The organism is Pseudomonas sp. PP3, assembly GCF_905336995.1.
Lineage (GTDB): Bacteria > Pseudomonadota > Gammaproteobacteria > Pseudomonadales > Pseudomonadaceae > Aquipseudomonas > Aquipseudomonas reinekei.
In genome coordinates this window covers 3,234,528-3,257,591 of sequence record NZ_HG995459.1, presented here as the reverse complement: position 1 = coordinate 3,257,591, position 23,064 = coordinate 3,234,528, and the positions used below count along the sequence as shown (strand labels likewise).

The following is a 23,064-nucleotide window of genomic DNA, read 5'->3' as shown; positions in this document are numbered from 1 at the left end:
CATGAATCAACCGCTTTCGCATCATTTGCTGACCATGGCGTATCAGAACGCCTGGGCCAATCACCGGCTGGCCAAGGCCTGGAGCCAATTGAGCGAAGATGATCTGCAGGCGCGCCGCGTCAGTTTCTTTCCCGGTATCCGCATCACCCTGAACCACATCCTGACCTGCGACTGGTTTTACGTGGACGCCCTGGAGCGGGAACTGCGCGGCGATGATCCGCATCCCGAGTGCTATGTGTTTTTCCAGGAAGACGAGCCATTCACCACAGCTGACGACCTCAAGCGTGAACAGGCTCACGTCGACCGACGCCTGGTCGCCTATTGCGAACAGATGCGCGATGCCGATCTAAGCAAGGTGGTCACCATTGCCCGCGATACGCCGCAGTACGACAGCCGTTTGCGCTTGCTGTCACATCTGTTTGAGCACCAGATCCATCATCGTGGGCAGGTTCACGCGATGCTCAGCGGAACGTGGGTCAAGCCGCCGCAACTGGACGAGTTTTTCTGTGCGGGTGAGGCTCGGTTGCGGGCAGAGGACTTTGCAGAGTTGGGATGGACCGAAGCTTTGATTTGGGGGCATCAGGGTTAAAAGATCGCAGCCTGCGGCCGCTTCTGCAGGGGCTGCGATCTTTGATCTTGCGCCCGCATAGCGCTCGCGATAGGGTCGCTGTCCGTTGCCAATTGCGCACCGGGAATACTTTATGTAATCGAGGATGGAAATGGATTCCGCAGAAATTCTTGTACTGCAAGCCAGCTACACCAACCCGGTGCATGCCGAGGCCATCGGGCTGGTGCTCAACAGTTACGCTCAGGACCCAATGGGCGGCGGTCATGCTTTGCCCGCCAGTGTGCTGGAGCATCTGCCGGGCGAGCTGGCCAAGCGAGCCCATGCGTTTAGCGTGCTGGCGTTCGTCAGCGGCGAACCGGCCGGGCTGATCAATTGTTTTGAAGGCTTCTCCACTTTTGCCTGCCGGCCCTTGGTCAATGTCCATGATGTGGCGGTGGTGCCGAAATTTCGCGGGTTGGGCTTGAGCCAGCGGATGCTGCAAAAGGTCGAAGAAATCGCCCGCCAGCGCGGTTGCTGCAAAATCACCCTGGAAGTACTGGAAGGCAATGCGGTGGCGCAGGCTTCGTACGGCAAGTTCGGCTTTGCTCCCGGCGAGTTCGACCCGGCCCACGGGCGCATGATGTTCTGGATCAAGCCACTTTAATCCGCACGAAAAAAAGGGCGTCCATCGGGACGCCCAACAGGTCTTATCTGACTGAAGAGCAAGCAGTCAGCGGTGGAACAATCATTTCGGCTTGTAGTTCTCGGTCATTTGCGCGGTCTGGTCGTCCGGGACCCGCAGTTCACGGGCCTGGCTTTGCGTGATATTGTCCAGCGCCAGTTGCTGGTTGTAGCGCAGCGTTTCGAAGTAGTACCTCATGCGCTCGGCGCCGCCTTCAGCAAAAGCGCTGGCGGAGCCGAATGTCATGAGTGCGGCGAGAATGAATGTTGTGCGTTTCATGGTGTGCCTCCCACTTACAGATGTCGGATGCCTGTCGTCCATGAGTCAATGAATCAAAGTCGAGCGCTCATTATCCGCCGATTTCGTTAAATGGGAATGAATAACCCCTGGCGTTTGTAGTCCAGGTTCGCAGCACTCAGGCGTTTGTGACGAGGAGGCTTGTCGGAACGCCGCACCGTCCCGCCGGGGGGGGTACGAAGCGGCCGCAAATGGGTCTGCTGCGCAGTCCAGCGGGAGCAAGCTCCCTCGCCACAGGTACAGTGTTCGTCCTTAACCGAACAGCATTGATCTGCTACAGGGTTTAAAGGTTTATTTCTGGACGACTTCCGCGACTGCCGCCTTTGGCTTGATCAGGCTGAAATCAATCAACGGCCGCTGTTGGCGTTCGTACGGGTTGCCGATCATCAAGGGGCGTGGTTTGAAGCTGTCGCTGACCAGGCTCTTGCTGTGATCGAGTTCATCGAAACTCAGGCCCGCCAGGTCTGCCCAGGTGTGGATCAGATGGGAACTGCTGTACGGCCGACCCAGATCACCGGCAAAGCTCCAGTCGTGGGTTTCACGCCATTTTGGCGAGGCCCAGGCCATGAACGGAATGGTGTACATCGGCGCTGTCGGTTTGCTTTCGTTGCGCCCGAGCGTGCCGTGGCCCGGAGAATCGAAGACGTCTTCACCGTGGTCGGAGAGGTACAGCAAGAAGCCGTTCGGATCGGTCTTGGCGTAGTCCTTGATCAGGCTCGATACCACGAAGTCGTTGTACAGCACCGCGTTGTCGTAGCTGTTGTACGTCGGCAACTGATCGTCACGCACCCCGGCCGGCACGCCGTTGCGGTCCTTGAACTTGTCGAAGGTCGAAGGGTAGCGGTACTGGTAACTCATGTGTGTGCCGAGCAAGTGCACGACGATCAGCTTGCGCGGCGCCGCGTCGGCCAGGGCCTTGTTGAACGGCTCGATCACATCACCGTCGTACTGGGCGGCGTTCTGGTTGCGATTGTTGTTCAGGTACACCTGCTCGTCGGCCTGTTGGGAGAACGTCGTGAGCATGGTGTTGCGCTTGGTCATGGTCTGCTGGTTGGTGATCCAGAAGGTCTTGTACCCGGCCTGTTTCATCATGCTGACCAGCGACGGCGTGGTCAGGTACAGGTCTGGGTTGTCTTCGTCGGCGAAGGTCAAAACCTGCTGCAGCGCCTCGATGGTGTAGGGGCGCGGTGTGATGACGTTATCGAAGACCGCCAGTTGATCCTTCAGCTTGTCCAGTTCCGGCGTGGTTTCCCGCGGGTAGCCGTACAGGCTCATGCGCTGGCGGTTGGTGGATTCACCGATCACCAACACCAGGGTCGACGGCTGGTTGGCCATCGAGTCCTTGAGGTTGTGCAGTGGCGGGATGGTGCTGGCGCTGTTGAGCATTTCCTGCATGCCGGCCAGGGTGTCCAGATAGCGGTGGTAAGCCACGGCCATCTGCCAGGGCACTGCCGGCTCGATGCGGGTTTCGAATTTTTCGAAGCCGCTGGCAAAGCTGCCGGTGCGCAGGGTCTGCTTGACCAATGGGTAACCGATGACCGCCACCAGAATCGCGGTGGCGGCCACGAGTGCCTTGCCGCGGGGCAGGTACACCGGGCGCAGGCGCGTCCACAGGAAGTAACCGAATGCGGTGTGGGCGAGGAAGGCCGGGACCATCCACCAGGCAAAGTATTGCGTCATGTACTCGCCGGCTTCAGACACGTTCGATTCGAACATGATGAAGATGACGCTTTGCGAAAACTCCTGCTGATAGATGAAGAAGTAGCCGAGGCTGGCCATGGAGCACGCCCACAGCACCACGCCGATCACGGCAGCCATGACGCGGGTCTGGCGAGGGAACAGCAACATGGGCGCGAGCCAGATGGCGCTCATCACGAACGCCTGGCGGAAGCCGGAAAAACCGGAAGTGCCGGTCAACTGGATCAGCAGTTGGGTGATGCCGGAAAAATACCAGAAGAACACAAACAGCCAGAGGAAACCTGCCCAATCGAAACCGTTCGCAGACTTTTCGCTGCGTTTAAACCAAGACATTCACCGCTCCATCAACAATTCACTTCCACCGCCGAGCCACTGCAAAGTCGCCGACGAACGGGCGGCGCGCGCATACCGAGCGGCCACAATGAACGCGAGTATCAACAAGGGGATGTGAAAAGTTTGTGAGTTGCCAGGGCTGGCGAAGGGCTATGACGTGTCGGAAGCAGGGCAGTGCTGCTTCCGATGCAGCGAGGGATCAGGCGTGTGGGGCGCGTTGCGTTACAGGTAAGGGTTGTTGCCCCTGGATCAGCAAGCGCAATTGCGCCAGCTCCTGCTTCATTTGCTCGTGCTCGTCTTTCAACTGACGCAATTCATCGCGACGAATTGTGACGTAGAGGGTTTGTACTGGCAGTGCGGTATGTACTGTGCCCATTGCTCACCTCGCAAATGGCGTGTCTCAACTGTAGGTCCCGCCTGAAATCAGCGGCTGATCTACTATCGGCGCCAATTTTGATTTCTTTTGCCCGTGAAGGGAACTTTTTTATTTTTCATGGTCGGTGTGTCTTCGGCATGATTCCCGACGTTATCAATCAGGATCGGGCACAATGCCCGGAAACTTCACGCCTCCTCGCTGGACTAAACCGAATGAGTCGCGTTGGGCTATAACCTTTGACACACATTTATTTGTAGTAGGGAGCATCAGCACATGCAACTCGGGATTATTGGACTGGGCCGCATGGGCGGTAATATTTCGCGGCGCCTGATGCTCAACGGACATACCACCGTTGTGTACGACCGCAATACCGCTTTTGTCGAAACCCTGGCCGAAGAGGGTGCCACCGGCGTAGCCGATCTGCCGGCCCTGGTTGCTGGCCTGGCCAAACCGCGCGCGGTGTGGGTCATGTTGCCGGCCGGCGCACCGACCGAAGACACCATCGACACCCTGAGCACCTTGCTCGAAGCCGGCGATACCATCATCGACGGCGGCAACACCTTCTATAAGGACGATATTCGCCGGGCGAAAGCCCTCGCCGAAAAAGGCCTGCACTACATCGACGTCGGTACTTCCGGCGGCGTCTGGGGCCTCGAGCGTGGCTACTGCATGATGATCGGCGGCGATACCGAAACCGTTAAGCGTCTCGATCCGTTGTTCGAAAGCCTGGCACCGGGCATGGGCGATATCCCGCGCACCAAGGATCGCAAGTCCGATGACGACCGTGCCGAGCGCGGTTACATCCACGCCGGCCCTGCGGGTGCCGGGCATTTCGTCAAGATGATCCATAACGGCATCGAGTACGGAATGATGCAGGCCTTCGCCGAGGGCTTCGACATCCTCAAGACCAAAAACAGCGAGAGCCTGCCGCAAGACCAGCGTTTCGACCTGAACGTCGCCGACATCGCCGAAGTCTGGCGTCGCGGCAGCGTGGTGTCCTCCTGGCTGCTCGACCTGACTGCAGACGCGCTGGCCAGCGATCCAAAACTCGAAGGCTTCTCTGGCTCCGTAGCCGACAGCGGTGAAGGTCAATGGACCATCGAAGCGGCCATGGAGCAAGCGGTGCCGGTACCGGTGCTGTCGAACTCGCTGTTCTCTCGCTACCGTTCGCGCGGGCAGGGCACCTTTGGCGACAAGGTCCTTTCGGCGCAGCGCTTCGGTTTCGGCGGCCACGTGGAGACCTCGAAAAAATGACCCATGCGATCCGCAGGAAATCCAAGACTGAACCCGCACCACCCACCACGCTGTTTCTGTTTGGCGCGCACGGTGATCTGGTCAAGCGTCTGCTGATGCCGGCGCTGTATAACCTCAAACGTGACGGTTTACTCGGGGATGGACTGCGGATCATCGGGGTTGACCACAACGCCATCAGCGATGAAGGCTTCGCAAAAAAGCTCGAGGACTTTATCCGCAACGAGGTGGCCAACAAGGTCGGCAAGGGCAGTCAGTCTCTTGATCCGCAATTGTGGGCGCAACTCGCAAGCAACATCAGCTACGTCCAGGGCGACTTCCTGGACGACAGCACCTATCAAGCGCTGGCGGCAAAAATCGCCGACAGCGGCACAGGCAATGCGGTGTTCTACCTGGCGACCGCGCCGCGTTTCTTCAGTGAAGTCGTTCGCCGCCTCGGCGCTTCCGGCCTTCTGGAAGAAAGCCCCGAAGCGTTCAGAAGGGTGGTCATCGAAAAACCGTTCGGCTCCGACCTGCAAACCGCCGAAGCCCTGAACGCCTGCTTGCTCAAGGTCATGAGCGAAAAGCAGATCTACCGCATCGATCATTACCTGGGCAAAGAGACCGTACAGAACATTCTCGTCAGCCGCTTTTCCAACAGCCTGTTCGAAGCGTTCTGGAACAACCATTACATCGACCACGTGCAAATCACCGCCGCCGAAACCGTCGGCGTGGAAACCCGTGGCAGTTTCTACGAACACACCGGCGCCTTGCGTGACATGGTGCCCAATCACTTGTTCCAGTTGCTGGCCATGGTCGCCATGGAACCGCCGGCCGCGTTTGGCGCTGATGCGGTCCGGGGCGAGAAGGCCAAGGTGGTGGGTGCGATTCGTCCGTGGACGGTTGAGGAGGCCCGGGCCAATTCCGTGCGCGGCCAGTACACCGCCGGCGAAGTCGACGGTATCGCGCTGCCGGGCTATCGCGATGAGGACCGGGTGGCGCCCGACAGCACTACCGAGACCTATGTTGCCCTCAAGGTCATGATCGACAACTGGCGCTGGGTTGGCGTGCCGTTCTACCTGCGCACCGGTAAACGCATGAGCGTGCGCGACACCGAGATCGTCATTTGCTTCAAACCGGCGCCCTATGCGCAGTTCCGGGACACCGAAGTCGATGAGCTGGCGCCGACGTACCTGCGGATCCAGATCCAGCCCAACGAAGGCATGTGGTTCGACCTGCTGGCCAAACGGCCGGGACAGGCCCTGAAGATGGACAACATCGAGCTGGGTTTCGCCTACAAGGACTTCTTCGAAATGCAGCCGTCCACCGGTTACGAAACGCTTATCTACGATTGCCTGACCGGCGATCAGACCTTGTTCCAGCGTGCCGACAACATCGAGAATGGCTGGCGTGCGGTGCAACCGTTCCTGGATGCCTGGCAGCAGGACTCCACGGTCCAGAGTTATGCCGCCGGTGAAGATGGGCCGTCATCCGCCGAAGAACTGCTGACTCGCGATGGCCGCGTCTGGCACGGTCTGGGATGAGCCAACCGACGCAACAACCCATCCGCTTTTTGCTCAGTGACATGGACGGCACGTTGTTGCTGCCCGATCACACACTCAGCCAGCGCACCATCGAAGCCGTCCGCGCACTGCGCGAGGCCGGCGTGCTGTTCAGCTTGGCCACGGGGCGTCCACCCAAAGCAATGCTGCAGACGATTGAAGCCCTCGGCGTCGATCTGCCCACGGCGGCGTTCAATGGCGGCACCATCGTTCATCCGGATGGCAGCCTGCTGGTTGCACATTATCTACCTGCCACAGCGGCGCTGACGACATTGGCGCTGTTCGCCGATCAGCCGGGCATCGAGGTGTGGGTGTTCAGCGGCGGCGACTGGCTGCTGAAAGACCCGAATGGCCCCATGGTGCCGCGTGAACAGCACGGGTTGGGGTATCCGCCGGTGGTGGTCGAGAGCTTCGAGCCTTATCTGACGCGCATCGACAAGATCGTCGCCACCAGTAACAACCATGAGTTGTTAATTGAACTGGAAGCCCGGTTGCTACCCATGGTCGAGGGCCAGGCTCAGGTTTCGCGTTCCCAACCGGTATTTCTCGACGTGACTGCGATGCAAGCCAACAAGGGCGCAGCGCTGGCGACCCTCGCCGAGTTTCTCGGTATAGCGCTGGAGCAGACGGCCGCGATGGGCGATGGCGGTAACGATCCGGCGATGTTTCAGCGTGCCGGGTTATCGATTGCCATGGGGCAGGCGGAGGAAGCGGTGAGGCGTCAGGCCGATGTGGTGACTGGAGCCAATACCGAAGACGGTGCGGCCCAGGCCATTGAACGTCACATCCTTCCTCGATAACAACACAAAACAAAGTGGGAGCGAGCCTGCTCGCTCCCACATTTGCCTCGTGCTTACAGCCAGTAGCTCACGGCGTACCAGCCCAGTACACCCATGACCACGGTATACGGAAAGGCCATCCACACCATCCGCCCGTAGGACAGCCGAATCAGTGGCGCAATGGCCAGCGTTTCGAAATGCTCGCGGCTCATGTGTCCGGAGATGAACGCTTGCTTCACTTCGGTGATGTAAATGGTCGCGACAAACACGTTGTCACTGATGGCCGACAACTGGCTGATCAGCAGTTTTGCGGTTCACCCACCAGCGTACAAACACCACCAGCGGCGTACCCACTGCGGCTTGCATCAGCAGGCTGCGCAGGAATGCGCGGAACTGTTCCAGGTCGCCATGATGAAGGGTAGGTAAATTCTGGTCATTGCCGTATTCGCTGTCCTGACGCGGATCCTTGCCCGACGCGACGCGGTGATACACCGAGTAAAACCCCACGCCGGCACTGATGATCACGGCGGTCACCGTCAACGCATCAAGAAAGGCCGACAAAAACGCGGAGTGGAAACAGAACATCAACGCCAGCAAGACCTTGGAGCGAACCCCGAGCAGCAAGCGCGAAAACAGGAACAGCAGCAGGTCTTTCATGAAGTAGATGCCGGCCACCATGCACATCAGTAGAAAGCCTGAGCCATGGAACCGGACATCGGCTACTCCTTGTATAAAGAAGCGCGCAAATTGTCGTAAGCGGAGAAGAAGATCATGTGTAGGAAAACGACCTGTGGACTACGCCAAATACCGTGCGACAACGGCCCGATAGTTGCCATCCAATGAGTAACCGCCAACAACGATGTTGCCATCGTCCTGCACCGCAATCGACGTGGCCATGTCCAGGCTGCGGCCCAGACGCGTGCGGACCCATCCAGTGCGGTCGCCAAAGTGCGGATCGAGCTGCCCGTCAGGCTTGTATCGCGCCACAATAAAGTCGGCTTCGATACCGCCAATCGTGGCCCCGGCAGCCAGCACACTGCCATCGGGATTCAGGTGGGCGGCAGTCCATTGACAGCCGCAGCGGCCGATTTCCAATAATTGCGGCACGCCGCCGTTGCAGTGAATGTCCGGGCGGCCATTGCTGTGCACTTTCAGGGCCAGGCAATGCATCGGGTCGCGGCTGCTGCCAAAACAGTGAATAGCGCCGTTGCGATGCTGGACGATCTGGCTGATCTGGGCACTGCGCTCCTGCGTCTTGAAACTCATGAAGCCATCTACGGCAAAACTTTCATCAAGACTGCCATCGGTGTAATAGCGGGCCAGCAGCCCTTCCTCGGGAAAGTTGATCGAGCCGCCGACAATGATTCGACCATCGGACTGTAACTTCAGCGTACTGAGCCAGGTGTTCATCAGCAAATGCCTGACGATCACGAAACCCCGGCCATTGAACGATTTGTCTAGCGTGCCATTGGATTCGAGTCGTATCAGAATGCCGGCGTGGTCAGCCAGTTCGAAATGGTGATTGGCCACCAGCAGAATCCGGCCATCCTCCTGGACATTGACATCGCAGGCTTCGGCACCCGGTACGCCAGGCGGCAGCCAGGCATCGCGCACGCCATGGGACAGATTGCCCGGCAGTCGAACGACGCAATGGCCATTGTCGCCAAATTCCTGGACGGGATGACCCTGGGAGTCGAACATCGCCAGGGCCGGAAGCGAGCGATGGGCGTTTTCGTAATGCAGGCCAACCACTAACAGTCGGCCATCCGCCAGAACCTGAACCTTGCCAGCCATGGCCTCGAAGCCAGGCTCGAACTGGCCGATGACGCTGCCTTGATTGCCGAAGCCCAGATCCGCCGAGCCATCCTTCAGCAAGCGCGCCAGACCAAAACGGCTGCCGTGCGCCATGCCGACTTTCGCTGCGACCAGCAAGCGGCCACTGGAATCGATCGCGACCCCGTTGGTCATGCTTGAAAGACTGTCGGCGAAATACACTTGAGCTCTGCCGTGTGCGGCAAAGCGTGTGTCGAGGTGCCCCGCCGTAGGGGCGAGCGTCGGGAGCGCTATAACGGACTGGATTGACATGCACGCATCTCCTTGCGAGTCGTCCTTATCCGGGTTGGGGTGGCGACCGTCTAGGGAGTTCATTCAATCCCTGAATGGCTGGATGCACAACTGGTAGAACTTACAGATGGAGGGTCGTTGTGCGCCACAACAGTGTCTTTTCGAACCAAACGCCAGCCTGCAAAGAATTCAGGCGTGTTCAAGTTCAAATAAAGAAGGCTCGTAAGTGTTGATGGCTGTGCTCAACCAGGCAACTAACGAGGGGGGAAGAGGGCGCGGATTACTCAATGAGTAATCCGCAAAACGATTAGTGTGGCATCGACCACGATTGCAGCGTGTAACCTTCTTCGCTCAACTCGGCTCGGGCCTGCTCAAGCAAACGTTCGAGTTGCGCAGGATCGGTGTAGGCGCTGCTGGGAATCTGCTTGCGGCCTATACTGGTGTTGGTCCGGTCGATAACGGTCAGGCTGAGTTCGCCGTTGCCGTCCTGTGGCGCCCAGGCCACGCACTTGAAAGGTTTAAATGCGCGGTCGGCAATCAAAAGAGCTTCGTTGATACGGAGCGGGGCGTTCATAGAATGTTCTCTCAGTATGCCCAATCAAGTGATGTGCCGACGGTTGGGCTTACCGTTCGGCAGGTTACTTGTACTGATGCCCGCAACCGGGGTTCAGGTCACACACAAACAAAAGAAATTTCAACTTTCTTTCGTAAGTCCAATTCAAAGTCGCGTTTTGAAAGCTGATTGAAAGGTTGGAGTTCGTTAGGTAACTAAGCAAGTAGTTTCTTATAACTAATAACGCAACAACCCTATAGTCAAACGGTACAAGGCTACGTCAAATTCTTGCTAATGTTACAGCCAGGTCCGCCAAATGACTGTTTTTTAATAAATTTCTTAAATTTGGCGCCAAGGAACAGTCATGAGCGAAGCGCCTGCATTACGACGTTTATTAGTGGTGGACCCCTGCGACGACTGTCATCGTTTATTGCCGGGGTTGCGCTCTGTGGGGTGGGATGTTGACAGCTGTTCGCTGGAAAACGCCACGGACCGAACCTGTGATGTAGGGCTGTTGCGCTTGCAGCCGTTTCACCTCGAGCGGCCGGAAGCCGTCAAAGAACTTATAAGCCGCAGTGGTACCGAGTGGATTGCCGTTCTGAACCAGGAAGTCCTGCGATTGCAGAACGTTGGCGATTTTGTCTGCGAGTGGTTTTTCGATTTCCATACCTTGCCGTTCGACGTGTCCCGGGTCCAGGTCACACTGGGGCGGGCGTTCGGCATGGCGCGCCTGCGCGGACAAGGCACGGTCCACATCGATCAGCCTGAACATGAACTGCTTGGCGACAGCAAGCCCATACGTGAACTGCGCAAACTACTGAGCAAACTGGCGCCCACCGAATCTCCGGTGCTAATCCGGGGCGAAAGCGGAACCGGCAAAGAGTTGGTCGCACGCACGCTGCATCGACAATCCCAACGTCACAGCAAACCTTTTGTAGCGATCAACTGCGGGGCGATTCCCGAGCACTTGATCCAGTCCGAACTGTTCGGCCACGAAAAAGGTGCCTTTACCGGGGCCCACCAACGCAAGGTCGGGCGCATCGAAGCCGCCAATGGCGGGACGCTGTTCCTCGATGAAATCGGGGACCTGCCATTGGAACTGCAGGCCAACTTGTTGCGGTTCCTCCAGGAAAAACACATCGAGCGGGTGGGTGGCAGTCAGCCGATTCCCGTCGACGTGCGGGTTCTGGCGGCGACCCACGTTGATCTCGAAGCGGCGATCGAGAAGAAACGCTTTCGCGAAGACCTGTATTACCGATTGAATGTGCTACAGGTCGTGACAGCTCCGCTGCGTGAACGCCATGGCGACCTGTCGATGCTGGCTAACCATTTTTCCCATTTCTACAGCCATGAAACCGGGCGCCGCCCTCGCAGTTTCAGCGAAGACGCGTTGATTGCCATGGGCAAACATGACTGGCCGGGCAATGTTCGAGAGCTGGCCAACCGGGTTCGGCGCGGATTGGTGCTGGCCGAAGGACGGCAGATCGAAGCACGGGATTTGGGGTTGATGAGCCAGCAGGCGATTGCCACGCCAATGGGCACGCTCGAAGACTACAAAACCCGGGCCGAGCGCCAGGCGCTGTGCGATGTGTTGAATCGCCATAGCGACAACCTGAGTGTCGCCGCGCGGGTGCTGGGGGTATCGCGGCCAACCTTCTACCGGTTGCTGCACAAACATCAGATCCGCTGAACAGCAGCATCAATAGATCGCCGCGGTCGGCAGCTCAACGTACAAGGGCTACCGCCGGCGGCGATCTTTTGTTCTGCACGGTGCACAACGTAAAAGCCTGACGGCGATCGGGATCGCGGCCAGGCTTTAGGTTGTGGATCAGAAGTAGTACGGGAATTTCAGGCTGAACTGGAAGTCCGGGGCATCGTCCGTCATGCCGATAGACAGGTTCGGAACGATGGTCAGGTTGTCGGTGGCCGCAATGGTCATACCGATGTTGAAATAGCCGGCGTTAGCGTCGCTGGACGTAACCGACTCCCAATCCCCGCCATCCTGTTTGATTTTACTTTTGCGCTGCACCACATCAGACACCGAGAACGACATACTCATCTTCTCGTTCAGGGCGAATGCAATACCGGCACCGATCTGGAAGCTGTCGCCGATGTCCACTTTGCCCGGGTTTTCCTGGCCGACCGTCGAGCTGATGTCGTCGAAGGACTCCTCGAAGTTATGGGTATACGACAGGCTACCGAACAGCACGGCCGGGTCGTAGGTCTTGACCAGCGAGATACCTGGCGTGATCGACCAGACGCCGTTGCCGGTTGGCAGCGAATCAGGTACGAACAGGTTGGAGTTGGCGTCCACCTGGCGCAACTTGATGCCAAACGGATCCTTGCCGGTAGGCGCCTTGACGCGCAAGGTAACCACGGCATCGGGCGTGTTGACCGACTCGTCGAGGAACTTGTAGGCGATACCGAAGTTGACGTCGCCGATCTCCGGATCACGGGTCACGGTTTCTTCGGTTGTCACGCCTGCGGAGCCACCATTGCCGCCGCCTGACTGGTAAGTGGATTCGCGGTAAACCACCGGCACGTTCAGATCGAACTGCCAGCGGTTGTTGAAGTTGTAGCGGCCGGTGAGGTCAAACGTCCAGGTATCCGACTTGATCCGGTCAAGGTTGATGTTGCCCAGAAAGATCGAGTCCAGAGCAAGGAATCCGTTAAGGATCAGCTGGCGGGTGTCGTACCGGGAGTAGGTCAACCCGGTTTCCACACTGAATTTGCCGCCGCCGAAGAATCCGCTGGCCTCGTCATAGAGGTTGGAAACGCTTTGGGCCGGTTGCGAATCGTCTGCGAGCGACTGCCCGTAGGAACTGCCGCCCCCGGCTGCGCCCCCTGATGCGGCGGCTGCACCGGTGCCGACTGCGACTTGCGAATTGCCTTTCATGTCTGCCGGCGATTTGGCCAGGCGTTTAGGGGCGGGGGATGCCGGTTGTTCTTCTACCTGGCGGACCCGTTGTTCGAGTACCGCCAGGGCTTTTTGTTGTACTTCGTATCGTTGCTTCAACTCCAGAAGTTCCTGTTTCAGAAGCTCTACATCCGCGTCAGGTGCTGCCTGCACCATCACCGCCGGAAACAGAGTGCTCAAACACACGACTGCACGCAGTGATACTGATCGATACATGAATTAAGCCGTCCCTTGTAATGCCCATGGTCGAGAGTCAGCGTAGTTCAATATCCAAGGGAGCGAAGGGCGGTAAGTTGATTCAAGTTGCAGTCCAAAGCACCGACAGTCGGGCCATTATTATTGAGTACCACGTTGAGCTGAGTCAGGTTGCTGACCATGTTGCTGTTGCCCAGCAATCGGGTGTTTTGCAGCAGGCCGCCCTGGGCGACTTGCTGTATGGCCGAACCTTGATTGTTATTGGCCTGAATGGCCATTTGCACGCCACCGTTAGTTGCGGAAACCGCAATGCTGCCTGCGGCGCTACTACCGGTAATGGTTTGGCCTGCCATCAGCGCCTGACCTTGAGTCGGTACCAGTGCCGGTGCACGGCTGGCTTCTTTCACATCAATGGCGATGTTGTTGTAAGCGCTGTTGCCATCGCCGGCGGCGCGCACGCTCTGGTTAATGCCCTGAGTGCTGGCAAGGCCTGCGCCGCCCACCACGCTGCCGCTACCCTGTTCAGCAGGACCACCGTTACCGCTATGGCTGTAGGTTGAAACATAGAATTGGGGTTTGACCGTTGCGGCCTGTATCTGCATCGAAGTCGACGCCCCGATCAGATCGCCACTGGCGTTGCGCCAGGTACTGCTCATGACCACACCGAAGCTGATGATTCGTCCGGGCATTACGTATCGACCACGTAGCTCGGCCAGCTCCTGATCCTTTATCTCGATGGGTTTGAATCCGTTGGCAAAACCTGAGGTGCTTGCTACCAGGCAGGCAGCAGCCACCCAATATGAGGTTTTCATTTGGTGCTCCCGGAGCATCCTGCCCCAATCTTCTTGTTGGCGATTAAAAGAAGTCGCTCTGTATGAAACCAAAATCCATCAATTCAGCATCTTTGACCGGGTTGAAGTTATCCAGCTTGTTCTTGGCTGTCAGGGGTACCGGAGGGCTACGAAGTGCATTGGTTTTCTCGTAACCGGAACCAACGATAGCGAAGACAATGCCGTTCCAACCTTTGACAAAGTCATCATGGGTGTAGCGCTTGTGACCGAGTACCGGGTCGCCGATATAGACCCAGTCCTTGTCTGCACGCTGCAACACCACGAAATGCTTGTAGCCGCGAGTTTCCGTCAGTACCACCACCGGGATAGTGACTGCGTCGAGCTTTTCCGGTGGGATCTTGTAGCCACGGGCGCGCATGCCGATGCTTTCTATGTAGCGCTTCATGTCCAGCATGGAGAAACCCTGGGTGCGGACCAGGTCCTGGTCTGCATTGACCAGCATGCCTTTGATGACGTGCTCTTCATCGACGTCGAGCCAATAGGCCTGGCGCAAAATCGTTGCCAGTGCGGCGGCGCCGCAGCTGAAATCGGTCTTCTGTTCGACAATGTTGCTGAACTTGCGCTCACGCAGACTCTGTACCTGCTTGTAGATGAGTGTGCCGCCAGGAAGGGCGGCCACTGACATCTGAGCGGCCTGGGTCAGGCCACACTGGCCAGATAGGCCAGACAGGCAGAGGAAGGCGATGAGGGCAGTCTTACGCATGGTCGATACGCCTTGGGGCTGTTGGAAAAGCCCCGTTGCCGGGGCTTTCATTGCTATCGCGATTACAGGCAGGCTCTGCAGCCAGCAGCGATGGACAGCGAGTTGCTTTGTTGGTTGCCAACACCGGAAGCGTTGTTTACGCCTGAGTTACCGGAGAAGTTGTTGCCGACGTTACTGACATTAGCAGTATTGGTGACAGGGTTTTTCCATCCGTTTGGAGTCATCACTTGTTGAGTGGTTACACCAGCCAGACCGAATACACCCACGGCTACGAAATCAGACGTGGTGTCGCCGTTGCCACCGTGACCGCCACCATGGCCGCCACCATGGCCGCCACCATGGCCGCCACCGTTGCCGCCACGATCATTGTTGCGTGGGCCACCGTGACCACCGCCGTTGCCTTCGGTTGTTGCCTTGCCTGCTGCCACGAATACACCGGCAGCGTTAAAGGTGCCTGTGAGGGTATCTTTCGAGTAAGCCTGGTCAGCGTTGTTGGTAACAGTCAGGCCAGTGGAGCTTTGGTTAGCCGCAGCAGCCGCTTGTGCTACACGGCCGCCCGATACGGCGATGGCCAGGTTGTTTTTCTGTTGGTTGAAGTTGCCGGCAGCGTTGTTGACCCCCATGTTGCCGGAACCGCCATTACCAACGTTGTCGAGGCTTGCGCGAGTAGTGCTCGAGTAGTTGGCGACGGTGTTGCCACCGTTCAGTTGAGTCGCGCTGGAAGCAGCCACTGCGGTGCCGAAGATGAAGCTTTCGTCAGCAGTAGCCAGGGCAGCGGCGTTGTCTTGTTGGTTGCCGTCGCCAGCAGCGTTGTTGAGGCCCATGTTGCCGTTTGAGCCATTTGCCGAGTTTTCGACAGTGGCACGGTTAGTGGTGCCCTGGTTCAGAACTGCGTTGCCGCTGCTGCTTTGTTGATCCATGACGGTGGCCCCGGCACCGGCGGTGATCTGCAGAATTTGTTCCAGAGTCGGGCCTTTAGGCTGGTTATTGCCATGCCCGTTGCCGTGACCATTGCCATGACCGCGATCATCATCACGGCCGCCTGCTTGTGCTGCGATTGCCATCACTGCTGCGAGAGCGAAAACCAGTGGTTTTAAGGCCATTGTAGGTTTCATGGTGTTTCTCCGTGCTTATTAGTTGGTTAAGTGTTGGTACTTTCTAATCGCACTGCGTTTGGGTCAGTCAGCGACCCGGATGCTCAGGGTGTTAGCCATACGGTTTCCCACCCCGGCACTCTGGTTCACCTGAATCACCCCTCGGCTGCCGGTGAAGGCCTGGTCGCTTGTCACGACCTGGCGACTGCCGGTTGGGGTGCCAGTTGCTCCTGAGCTTGGTAGCAACGCCACGTTCTGTTGAGAAAGGGCGCTATCGTCAATCGCCTGCGGAGCAGCACTGATGCTGATGCGCATGACGTTGGCCATCTGGTTATTGGCCCCGGCGCTCTGGTTGACGCCCAGTACACCGTTGCCGTTGCTGAAAGAGGTGCCGCCGATCGTGGCCGTCGCGTTCATCGACGGATTGGCGGGGGTATTGAGTCGTTGATTGACGATGGTGGTCGCGCCGGCCTCTGTGCCGATGGCGATGGCCCGAACGTTGGTCTGTTGCTGTTGGTCACCGGCCGCCTGGTTGACGTTGAAGTTGCCTCTGTATTGCGTGCCGGAATCTTGAATGTCTGCGTTATTGAGAGACTTCACGCTGGAGTCGGCAATGGCGCTGGCGCAGCCGAGCAGTGCGAGGAGAAGGAGATTGCGATTCATGTCATTGACCTCCAGCCAGTCTGCCCAGTGGGGCGAGGCCGGAACTCATGGCGCGGTTGATGGTGCCCGAAATCGCATTGCCGCTGCCGCCCTGATGGCCGGCGCTCATGCCAGGCATGCCGTTGGGGTTGGTAACAGTGTTCAGGCCCTGCATGCCGCCCATTGCCTGGTTGTTGGCACCGCGGAATGAGGTGCCACTGGCGACGTTGGCGAAGTCGCCGTCGCTCAATTCACCGGTGATGCGTGCGGAAGGGTTGGTATTGACGGTGATCGGGTTTGGATCCTTGCCCTGATTGCGGCCAATGTGCACCGGCTGGACGGTACGTTGAAGGACAATGACGCCATCGCCTTCGGCCTGGGCAGTGAAGCTGAGCACTGAACTGGCAGCGCTTGCGATCAGCAGGAGGCAGGTCAAGCCTTTCTTGTAAGTCCCCACGATGCAATTCCTTCTTGTTGTGGGCTGGCCCTAGTCAGCGTTGTGAAGGAGAGAGCGAAAGCTGTGCCTGTTTTGGATTTTTGTTGTGATTCAAGAACTTGTGACTTTTGTCCGGGCGAGGCGCAATCAAGTTGTTTCAACCGTGAGACAACAAACGGTGCCCGCAGCAGGCTAAAGCGCTTGCGATGCTCTGGAACAGTGGTTTGCGGGAGGGTGTATCAACGGCTTAACAAACGGATCAGCAAAGGGGGGAGGGTGCTGAAACGGGCCTTTTGCGGGGAAGCGGGTGTTTCACGAATGGACACTTTTGACCCAAAACAGGGGAAAACGCTGGGTAAATACCCCCGGAATCAGGGGGTGAGGCCGAGCAACATCGCGACGGCAGTCAATGCCTGAGCTCGTCGCTCGGACCAGTCGCCGCTTAGCACTTGTACGAGTTGCCCATGCTGTTCCAGCCATGCCCGGATGTCGTTGAAGAACACCTGTCGCTCAACGAGTTCAGGTTGGCAACGCTGACCATCATCGGTCCACTCGACATTCTCGGGTGACAACAACAAGTGCAGGTCATATTGCCTGGCCAGCAATGCTTGCTCGATCCAGCCAGGGCAGTCACCGAAGAGTGTCTGGCTCCAGAGGATGTTGCTGAGCAAGTGGGTGTCGAGGATCAGCAGTGGCGGTTGCAAGGCGCGGGCTTCATCTTCCCACTGCAACTGGCCACGGGCGATGGTCGGGATATCCGCCAGGGAGGTATCTCGCGGGTTCTGTTCAATGAACCGGCGCACATATTCACCCACCAAAATCCCGCCGAAATGAGCTTGCAGCTCGGCCGACAGCCAGCTCTTGCCACTGGACTCGGGCCCCGTCAGTACCAGCACCTTCATGTGCGCAACGCCGGGGCCGCGCGCCATTCGCGCCAACCTTGTACGGCCAGCAGCAGAAACAAGCCGTACAGCGCAGCCGTCAAATACAGGTCTTTGTAGATAAACAACCCGACGAAGATCACATCCACGGCGATCCAGAGCGGCCAGCATTGAACGCGTTTTTGCGCCATCCACACTTGCGCCACCAGGCTGAAACCGGTCAGTGCCGCGTCGAGCCAGGGTTGGGCCGCGTCGGTCCAGTGCGCCATCGCGGCGCCGAGCAATAGACTGCCATTGGCACCGATGATCAATCCGATCGTCACTGATCGGCTGTCCAGCCGACTGACTTCACGACCATGACTGGCCTCACCCGCACGGGTCCATTGCCACCAGCCATACAGCTGCAGGGCGGCGTAGATCACTTGCAGGAGCATGTCCGAATACAGCTTCACTTCGAAGAAGATCCAGCTATAGATAAGCACCATGACCAGGCCGATCGGCCAGCACCAAGGGTTCTGCTTGACCGTCAACCAGACGGCAATGACACCGAGGGTGGCGGCAAACAGTTCAAGCCCGGACATGGAGGTTCCTTGAGGAAAATCGAAGAGGGTGCGGATTGTACCCGCAGAGAACAAAAGATCGCAGCCTTCGGCAGCACCTGCAGAGCAGAGGGGCTGCCTGAAGCTGCGATCTGTCGAGTGTTACACCCTGAACTGCCTCAGCAACCCGTTCAACTGCTCACTCAGCCCCTTGAGCCGCACGCTCGCCGCACTGGACTGCTCAGCCGCCAGCGCGGTGCTGTGGGACAACCCGGCGGCTTGCGTCACGTTCTGATTGATGTCCTCGACCACGTGCGCCTGCTGCAGGGTGGCGCTGGCAATCGACGCGTTCAGACCGTTCAGATTGCGCAATGCCTGGCCAATTGCATTCAGGCTCGCACCGGCAAGGCCTGCCTGTTCAATCGTCAGTTGCGAGGCGCGGCTGCTGTCGCTGATCACCTTGACCGCTGCTTCGGAATGACTTTGCAGGCGCTCGATCATCGTCTGGATCTCCGCCGTCGATTTCTGGGTACGCTGGGCCAACAGTCGAACCTCGTCGGCCACCACGGCAAACCCTCGACCTTGTTCCCCGGCGCGGGCCGCCTCGATGGCCGCGTTCAGGGCCAGCAGATTGGTCTGTTCGGCGATGGAACGGATCACTTCCAGAACGCTGCCAATCTGCGTGCTCTCGGTGGCCAGGGTGCGAATGACTTCCACGGCCTGATTGATGGTCGAGGACAAGGTATCGATCTGCTGCAGGCTGCCGTTGATGTTGATCTGGCCTTGCTGGGCCTGGGCTTCGGCGTCGCGCATTTCACTGGCGGCATGTTCGGCGTTCTTCGCCACATCCTGCACGCCATAGGTCACTTCATTGATGGCCGTGGCCACCAGTTCCATTTGTTGCGACTGTTGCTGACTGCGCTGCTGGGCCTGGGTGGCGTCGTTGCCCAGTTCGCTGGACGATTGGCCCAAGGCACTGGCGGACACCTGCAACTCGCCGATCACCTGGCGAAGCTTGGCGGTAAAGGCATTGAAGTGCCTTGCCAGCTGCGTGACTTCATCCTGGCCGTGGGTGTCGAGACTGCGGGTCAGGTCGCTTTCCCCGCTGGCAATATTGGCCATCGCGTTCACGGTGTCCTGCAGTGGGCGCACGATGCTGCGGGCGATCAGGATCACCAGCGCAACCATGATCAGCGCAATCGCCAGGCCAATAAACGCTGCTTCCCAGACTTGCCCGTAAAACTCGGCTTGCATGTCATCGATGTACACCCCGGAGCCGAGGACCCAGCCCCAGGGTTCGAACAGTTTGACGTAGGAAGTTTTCTCGACCGGCGCGCTGGCGCCCGGCTTTGGCCAACGATAGTTGATGATCCCGGCGCCTTTGCTCTTGGCCACGGCGACCATTTCGTTGAACACGGCAAAGCCATCCGGATCGCGGATGGCCGAGAGGTTCTGGCCGTCGAGTTTCGGGTTGGCCGGGTGCATGACCATCACCGGCGTCAGATCGTTGATCCAGAAGTAGTCGTTCTGGTCGTAGCGCAAGCCGCGCACGGCAGTCAGCGCCTGTTTCTGGGCAGCGTCACGCGTGAGGGTGCCGGCGGTTTCCAGGCCGTGGTAGTAACTCAGAATGCCGCTGGCCGTCTCCACCACATGCTGGGTTTTCTGAGCCTTGGCGTCGTACAGGTCATCGTGAATCTGCTTGAGCATCAAGACGCCCAAGGCCAACAGCATCATGACGGCCACGATCAAGATGAGCCACAACCGCCGGCTGATCGACATATTGCGCAAGCTGTTCATAACGCGGTGCTCCGGTTTCTTGTTTTTGTAAAGTGATCGCCTGCATCCTGTCAGGCCTGATAACGCGGCAGCGCTTTTCAGGCTTGTCTGATAGGATTTCGGCCCGGTGCGCAAAAACCTGAATCCAAAATGATTTTCACGCAATTTTCGGGGTCAGGAGGGGGCTTTGTGCACGCGGACTTCAACTACGCTGATCGCAGTGAACGCTTGGATAATACTGACGGGGCATGCGCACACGCATAGCCTTTTGGGGGATTGATGGATTTTTGGACTGCCTTTCAGGCTTTGATTCTTGGCGTTGTAGAAGGACTGACGGAGTTTTTGCCCATTTCCAGTACCGGGCACCAGATCATTGTTGCAGACTTGCTCGACTTCGGTGGTGAACGCGCCATGGCGTTCAACATCATCATCCAGCTCGGGGCGATCCTGGCGGTAGTCTGGGAGTTTCGCCGCAAGATTTTCGACGTGGTCATCGGCTTGCCAACCCAGCCAAGTGCACGTCGCTTCACGGCGAACCTGCTGATTGCCTTCCTGCCGGCCGTGGTGTTGGGGGTGATTTTCGCCGACTTGATTCACCACTACCTGTTCAACCCGATCACCGTGGCCACGGCCTTGGTGGTGGGCGGGGTGATCATGCTGTGGGCCGAAAAACGCCAGCATGAAGTTCATGCCGAAACGGTCGACGAGATCACCTGGAAAGATGCACTCAAGGTGGGCTTCGCCCAGTGCCTGGCGATGATTCCGGGCACTTCGCGTTCTGGCTCGACGATCATCGGTGGCCTGTTGTTCGGCCTGTCGCGCAAGACCGCCACCGAGTTCTCGTTCTTCCTGGCCATGCCGACCATGGTCGGTGCAGCGGTGTATTCGGGCTACAAGTACCACGAGCTGTTTGTGCCGGCTGACTTCCCGGTGTTCGCCATCGGTTTCGTTACGGCGTTCATCTTCGCGATGATCGCCGTGCGTGGCTTGCTCAAGTTTATCGCCAGTCACAGCTATGCGGCATTCGCCTGGTATCGCATCGCCTTCGGTCTGTTGATTTTGGCGACTTGGCAGTTCGGTTGGGTCGACTGGACAGCCGCCCAGCCATGAGTGATTCCAGCGCACGCAACAACCGCGGCCGTCCACCCGGAGGCGGGATTCAGAACCTTCGCTTGAAATGGCTGGTGTTTGCGACGCTGTGTGCGCTGCCACTGTCTGGTTCGATGTCGTTATGGCTGCAAGGAGTGTCGATGATTCCTCTGGCGGCCTACGGCATCGTCAGTGTGCTGGCGTTTTTGCTGTATTGGAGCGACAAGCGCAAGGCCCGCGCCGAGCAGTGGCGAACCCCGGAAAACGTGCTGCATGCGTTGGAGTTCGCTGGTGGCTGGCCGGGCGCACTGCTGGCTCAGCAGGTGTTTCGGCACAAGACGCGCAAGGTTTCGTTTCAGGTGGTGTTCTGGTTCATCGTGCTGCTGCACCAGGTGTTCTGGATCGACATGCTGTTTCTTGGCGCCCGCCTGTTTGCATTGTTTTAAAGCAGTAAGCCGATCCGGGTCCGCTTGGGCAATTTGCTGACCACCAGTTGGTGGGAGCGTTGCAACAGGCCTTGCAATTCCTCGGCGCCCAGCGGGTAGGGCGTGTTCATGATGATCCATTGGGCGCGCGCCAGATAAGGCGCCGGGTGAATGCCTGGTCGGTCGCAATGACCAAGAAACAAATCCTTGTCGACCTTGAATGCGAGGGACTCCCCCCGCAGGTTCTGCAAGGCGAACATCTTGTTCCCGGCAATCGAAAATACCCGCACGCCGCCCCATTTGTAGTCTTCCCGCGCACCCGGCAATGCAAGACAGAATGCCGCGACCTGCGCTTCGCTCATGCGTCCAGCCTTCATATCAAACGATCCCCACAGGCATTGAATGTTTCAATCAGATGGTCGAGCCAGGCGCGCACGGCCGGCATCACGCCGCGTCGATGAGGGTAGACCGCTTGCAACCAGCCACCCGGCAACGACCATTCAGGCAGCAACTGCACCAGCGAGCCGTTTGCCAATTCCTGTTCGCAGTACATCATCGGCAAAGTGGTGAAGCCCTGGCCGGCGAGGGCGCAAGTCTTGCGCACGATGAAGTCGTCTATGCCCAATCGCGCTTCAAGGGCCAGGTCATAATGCTTGCCCTGGCGGTCGACCAGACGAATGTGCACCATTCGATCGGGTTCCAGGGCGCCGAGCACGGGAAGGCTTTTCAGGTCGTCCGGGTGATTGATGTCATGCCCCTTGAGGAACGCGGGGCTGGCCACCATCAGCATCTGTGCCTGACGGAGTCTTCGGGTTACCAGCAACGGGTCTTCGTCGCCCGGTTCTCGTACGCGCAAAGCAACATCGACGCCTTCGGTCACCAGATCGACGCGACGGTTGACCAGCATGACCTCCAGCTGTACTTGCGGATATTTCTCCAGAAAACTGCTGATCACCCCCGGCAGCATTTCGTGGGCCAATCCGACGGGAGAGGACACCCGCAAGCGACCGCGTGGTTCGCTGGACATGCTGGCCACGGCTTCATCGGCCATTTCGGCTTCCAGCAACATCGCCTGGCAATGCCGCAGGTAGCGTTCACCCACGGCCGTCAGCTTGAGCTGGCGGGTGGTGCGTTGCAGCAGACGCGCGCCGAGACGCTCCTCCAGTTCGGCGATGCGCCGCGACAGGCGCGACTTGGGAATCCCCAGCAAACGCCCAGCCGCCGCGAAACCGCCGGCCTCCACGACTTTGGCAAAGTAATAAAGGTCATTGAGGTCTTGCATGAACGTCTTCTCGATTGTTCTACCAGTGAGACAAACTATCGCATTGTTGCATGCTAATCAGCTATTGGTTTCGTCGGTAGGATGGTCCCCATCAGATCGCCCTTGTGGGCGAT

Annotated in this window: 24 protein-coding genes and 1 pseudogene; 8 read left to right on the top strand and 17 right to left on the bottom strand. The window is 58.4% G+C overall.

Annotation, left to right across the window (positions count from 1 at the left end):
• Position 1: 1 nt before the first annotated feature.
• Complete coding sequence (locus KHO07_RS14775) at positions 2-589, top strand: DinB family protein (protein ID WP_212624696.1); 588 nt, start codon at positions 2-4, stop codon at positions 587-589.
• Positions 590-719: 130 nt separating this feature from the next.
• Positions 720-1,211: a GNAT family N-acetyltransferase gene (locus KHO07_RS14770; RefSeq protein WP_150732812.1), complete on the top strand. Its 492-nt coding sequence runs from the start codon at positions 720-722 to the stop codon at positions 1,209-1,211.
• An 81-nt stretch (positions 1,212-1,292) separates the two neighbouring features.
• On the opposite strand, the gene KHO07_RS14765 is transcribed toward KHO07_RS14770, so the two are convergent.
• The 3 genes from KHO07_RS14765 to KHO07_RS14755 form a co-directional block, all read right to left on the bottom strand.
• A complete protein-coding gene (locus tag KHO07_RS14765) occupies positions 1,293-1,508 on the bottom strand; it encodes a hypothetical protein (protein ID WP_212624695.1) in 216 nt (71 codons plus the stop codon).
• Between the two features lie 309 nt (positions 1,509-1,817).
• Positions 1,818-3,557, bottom strand: a complete 1,740-nt coding sequence (locus tag KHO07_RS14760; RefSeq protein ID WP_212624694.1) for a phosphoethanolamine transferase CptA — start codon at positions 3,555-3,557, stop codon at positions 1,818-1,820.
• 199 nt (positions 3,558-3,756) lie between these two features.
• Positions 3,757-3,933 carry a DUF6026 family protein gene (locus KHO07_RS14755; RefSeq protein WP_191635203.1) on the bottom strand — a complete coding sequence of 59 codons (177 nt, stop codon included), beginning with the start codon at positions 3,931-3,933 and terminating at the stop codon, positions 3,757-3,759.
• A 273-nt stretch (positions 3,934-4,206) separates the two neighbouring features.
• On the opposite strand from KHO07_RS14755, the gene gnd reads away from it, so the two are divergent.
• Genes gnd through KHO07_RS14740 form a run of 3 tightly spaced genes read left to right on the top strand, consistent with a single transcriptional unit; the run spans position 4,207 to position 7,525 of the window.
• On the top strand, positions 4,207-5,187 hold the full coding sequence (gene gnd, locus KHO07_RS14750; RefSeq protein ID WP_150732815.1) for a phosphogluconate dehydrogenase (NAD(+)-dependent, decarboxylating): 981 nt from the start codon (positions 4,207-4,209) through the stop codon (positions 5,185-5,187).
• Positions 5,184-6,707 (top strand): glucose-6-phosphate dehydrogenase, encoded by a 1,524-nt coding sequence (gene zwf, locus KHO07_RS14745; protein ID WP_212624693.1) that lies wholly within the window; start codon positions 5,184-5,186, stop codon positions 6,705-6,707. Before gnd ends, zwf begins: the two co-directional genes overlap by 4 nt.
• The gene (locus tag KHO07_RS14740; protein ID WP_212624692.1) at positions 6,704-7,525 is read left to right on the top strand and encodes an HAD family hydrolase; all 822 of its coding nucleotides are present in this window, start codon (positions 6,704-6,706) and stop codon (positions 7,523-7,525) included. Before zwf ends, KHO07_RS14740 begins: the two co-directional genes overlap by 4 nt.
• 53 nt (positions 7,526-7,578) lie before the next feature.
• Here the strand turns inward: KHO07_RS14740 and KHO07_RS14735 are convergent.
• From KHO07_RS14735 to KHO07_RS14725, 3 genes and pseudogenes are all read right to left on the bottom strand, one after another.
• Positions 7,579-8,194, bottom strand: a pseudogene (locus tag KHO07_RS14735) (SLC13 family permease); the annotation flags it as partial.
• A 105-nt stretch (positions 8,195-8,299) separates the two neighbouring features.
• Positions 8,300-9,589, bottom strand: a complete 1,290-nt coding sequence (locus KHO07_RS14730; protein WP_212624691.1) for a hypothetical protein — start codon at positions 9,587-9,589, stop codon at positions 8,300-8,302.
• 286 nt (positions 9,590-9,875) lie between these two features.
• Positions 9,876-10,142 (bottom strand): hypothetical protein, encoded by a 267-nt coding sequence (locus tag KHO07_RS14725; RefSeq protein WP_150732819.1) that lies wholly within the window; start codon positions 10,140-10,142, stop codon positions 9,876-9,878.
• Between the two features lie 343 nt (positions 10,143-10,485).
• On the opposite strand from KHO07_RS14725, the gene KHO07_RS14720 reads away from it, so the two are divergent.
• On the top strand, positions 10,486-11,811 hold the full coding sequence (locus KHO07_RS14720) for a sigma-54 dependent transcriptional regulator (protein ID WP_150732820.1): 1,326 nt from the start codon (positions 10,486-10,488) through the stop codon (positions 11,809-11,811).
• Between the two features lie 138 nt (positions 11,812-11,949).
• Here KHO07_RS14720 and KHO07_RS14715 read toward each other — a convergent pair whose 3' ends face one another.
• From KHO07_RS14715 to KHO07_RS14675, 9 genes are all read right to left on the bottom strand, one after another.
• Complete coding sequence (locus KHO07_RS14715; protein ID WP_212624690.1) at positions 11,950-13,254, bottom strand: hypothetical protein; 1,305 nt, start codon at positions 13,252-13,254, stop codon at positions 11,950-11,952.
• Between the two features lie 47 nt (positions 13,255-13,301).
• Complete coding sequence (locus KHO07_RS14710; RefSeq protein WP_212624689.1) at positions 13,302-14,063, bottom strand: hypothetical protein; 762 nt, start codon at positions 14,061-14,063, stop codon at positions 13,302-13,304.
• A 25-nt stretch (positions 14,064-14,088) separates the two neighbouring features.
• Positions 14,089-14,787 carry a C39 family peptidase gene (locus tag KHO07_RS14705; RefSeq protein WP_212624688.1) on the bottom strand — a complete coding sequence of 233 codons (699 nt, stop codon included), beginning with the start codon at positions 14,785-14,787 and terminating at the stop codon, positions 14,089-14,091.
• 62 nt (positions 14,788-14,849) lie between these two features.
• Positions 14,850-15,902 (bottom strand): heme utilization protein, encoded by a 1,053-nt coding sequence (locus tag KHO07_RS14700; protein ID WP_212624687.1) that lies wholly within the window; start codon positions 15,900-15,902, stop codon positions 14,850-14,852.
• Between the two features lie 63 nt (positions 15,903-15,965).
• Positions 15,966-16,544, bottom strand: coding sequence for an adhesin (locus KHO07_RS14695; RefSeq protein WP_212624686.1), 579 nt, complete (start codon positions 16,542-16,544; stop codon positions 15,966-15,968).
• 1 nt (position 16,545) lies between these two features.
• Positions 16,546-16,980 carry a hypothetical protein gene (locus KHO07_RS14690; RefSeq protein ID WP_150732824.1) on the bottom strand — a complete coding sequence of 145 codons (435 nt, stop codon included), beginning with the start codon at positions 16,978-16,980 and terminating at the stop codon, positions 16,546-16,548.
• Positions 16,981-17,330: 350 nt separating this feature from the next.
• Positions 17,331-17,861, bottom strand: coding sequence for an AAA family ATPase (locus KHO07_RS14685; RefSeq protein ID WP_212627637.1), 531 nt, complete (start codon positions 17,859-17,861; stop codon positions 17,331-17,333).
• Positions 17,858-18,421, bottom strand: a complete 564-nt coding sequence (gene pnuC / locus KHO07_RS14680) for a nicotinamide riboside transporter PnuC (RefSeq protein WP_212624685.1) — start codon at positions 18,419-18,421, stop codon at positions 17,858-17,860. The genes KHO07_RS14685 and pnuC overlap by 4 nt, the downstream gene beginning before the upstream one ends.
• Positions 18,422-18,541: 120 nt before the next feature.
• On the bottom strand, positions 18,542-20,176 hold the full coding sequence (locus KHO07_RS14675; RefSeq protein ID WP_212624684.1) for a methyl-accepting chemotaxis protein: 1,635 nt from the start codon (positions 20,174-20,176) through the stop codon (positions 18,542-18,544).
• A 258-nt stretch (positions 20,177-20,434) separates the two neighbouring features.
• On the opposite strand from KHO07_RS14675, the gene KHO07_RS14670 reads away from it, so the two are divergent.
• Entirely contained in the window at positions 20,435-21,265 is an 831-nt protein-coding gene (locus KHO07_RS14670) for an undecaprenyl-diphosphate phosphatase (RefSeq protein WP_212624683.1), read from the top strand.
• Positions 21,262-21,690, top strand: coding sequence for a DUF1294 domain-containing protein (locus KHO07_RS14665; RefSeq protein ID WP_212624682.1), 429 nt, complete (start codon positions 21,262-21,264; stop codon positions 21,688-21,690). The genes KHO07_RS14670 and KHO07_RS14665 overlap by 4 nt, the downstream gene beginning before the upstream one ends.
• Here the strand turns inward: KHO07_RS14665 and KHO07_RS14660 are convergent.
• Both KHO07_RS14660 and KHO07_RS14655 read right to left on the bottom strand, forming a co-directional pair.
• Complete coding sequence (locus KHO07_RS14660) at positions 21,687-22,046, bottom strand: MmcQ/YjbR family DNA-binding protein (protein ID WP_150732829.1); 360 nt, start codon at positions 22,044-22,046, stop codon at positions 21,687-21,689. The genes KHO07_RS14665 and KHO07_RS14660 overlap by 4 nt on opposite strands.
• Positions 22,043-22,951 (bottom strand): LysR substrate-binding domain-containing protein, encoded by a 909-nt coding sequence (locus KHO07_RS14655; protein ID WP_150732830.1) that lies wholly within the window; start codon positions 22,949-22,951, stop codon positions 22,043-22,045. The genes KHO07_RS14660 and KHO07_RS14655 overlap by 4 nt, the downstream gene beginning before the upstream one ends.
• Positions 22,952-23,064: the final 113 nt, after the last annotated feature.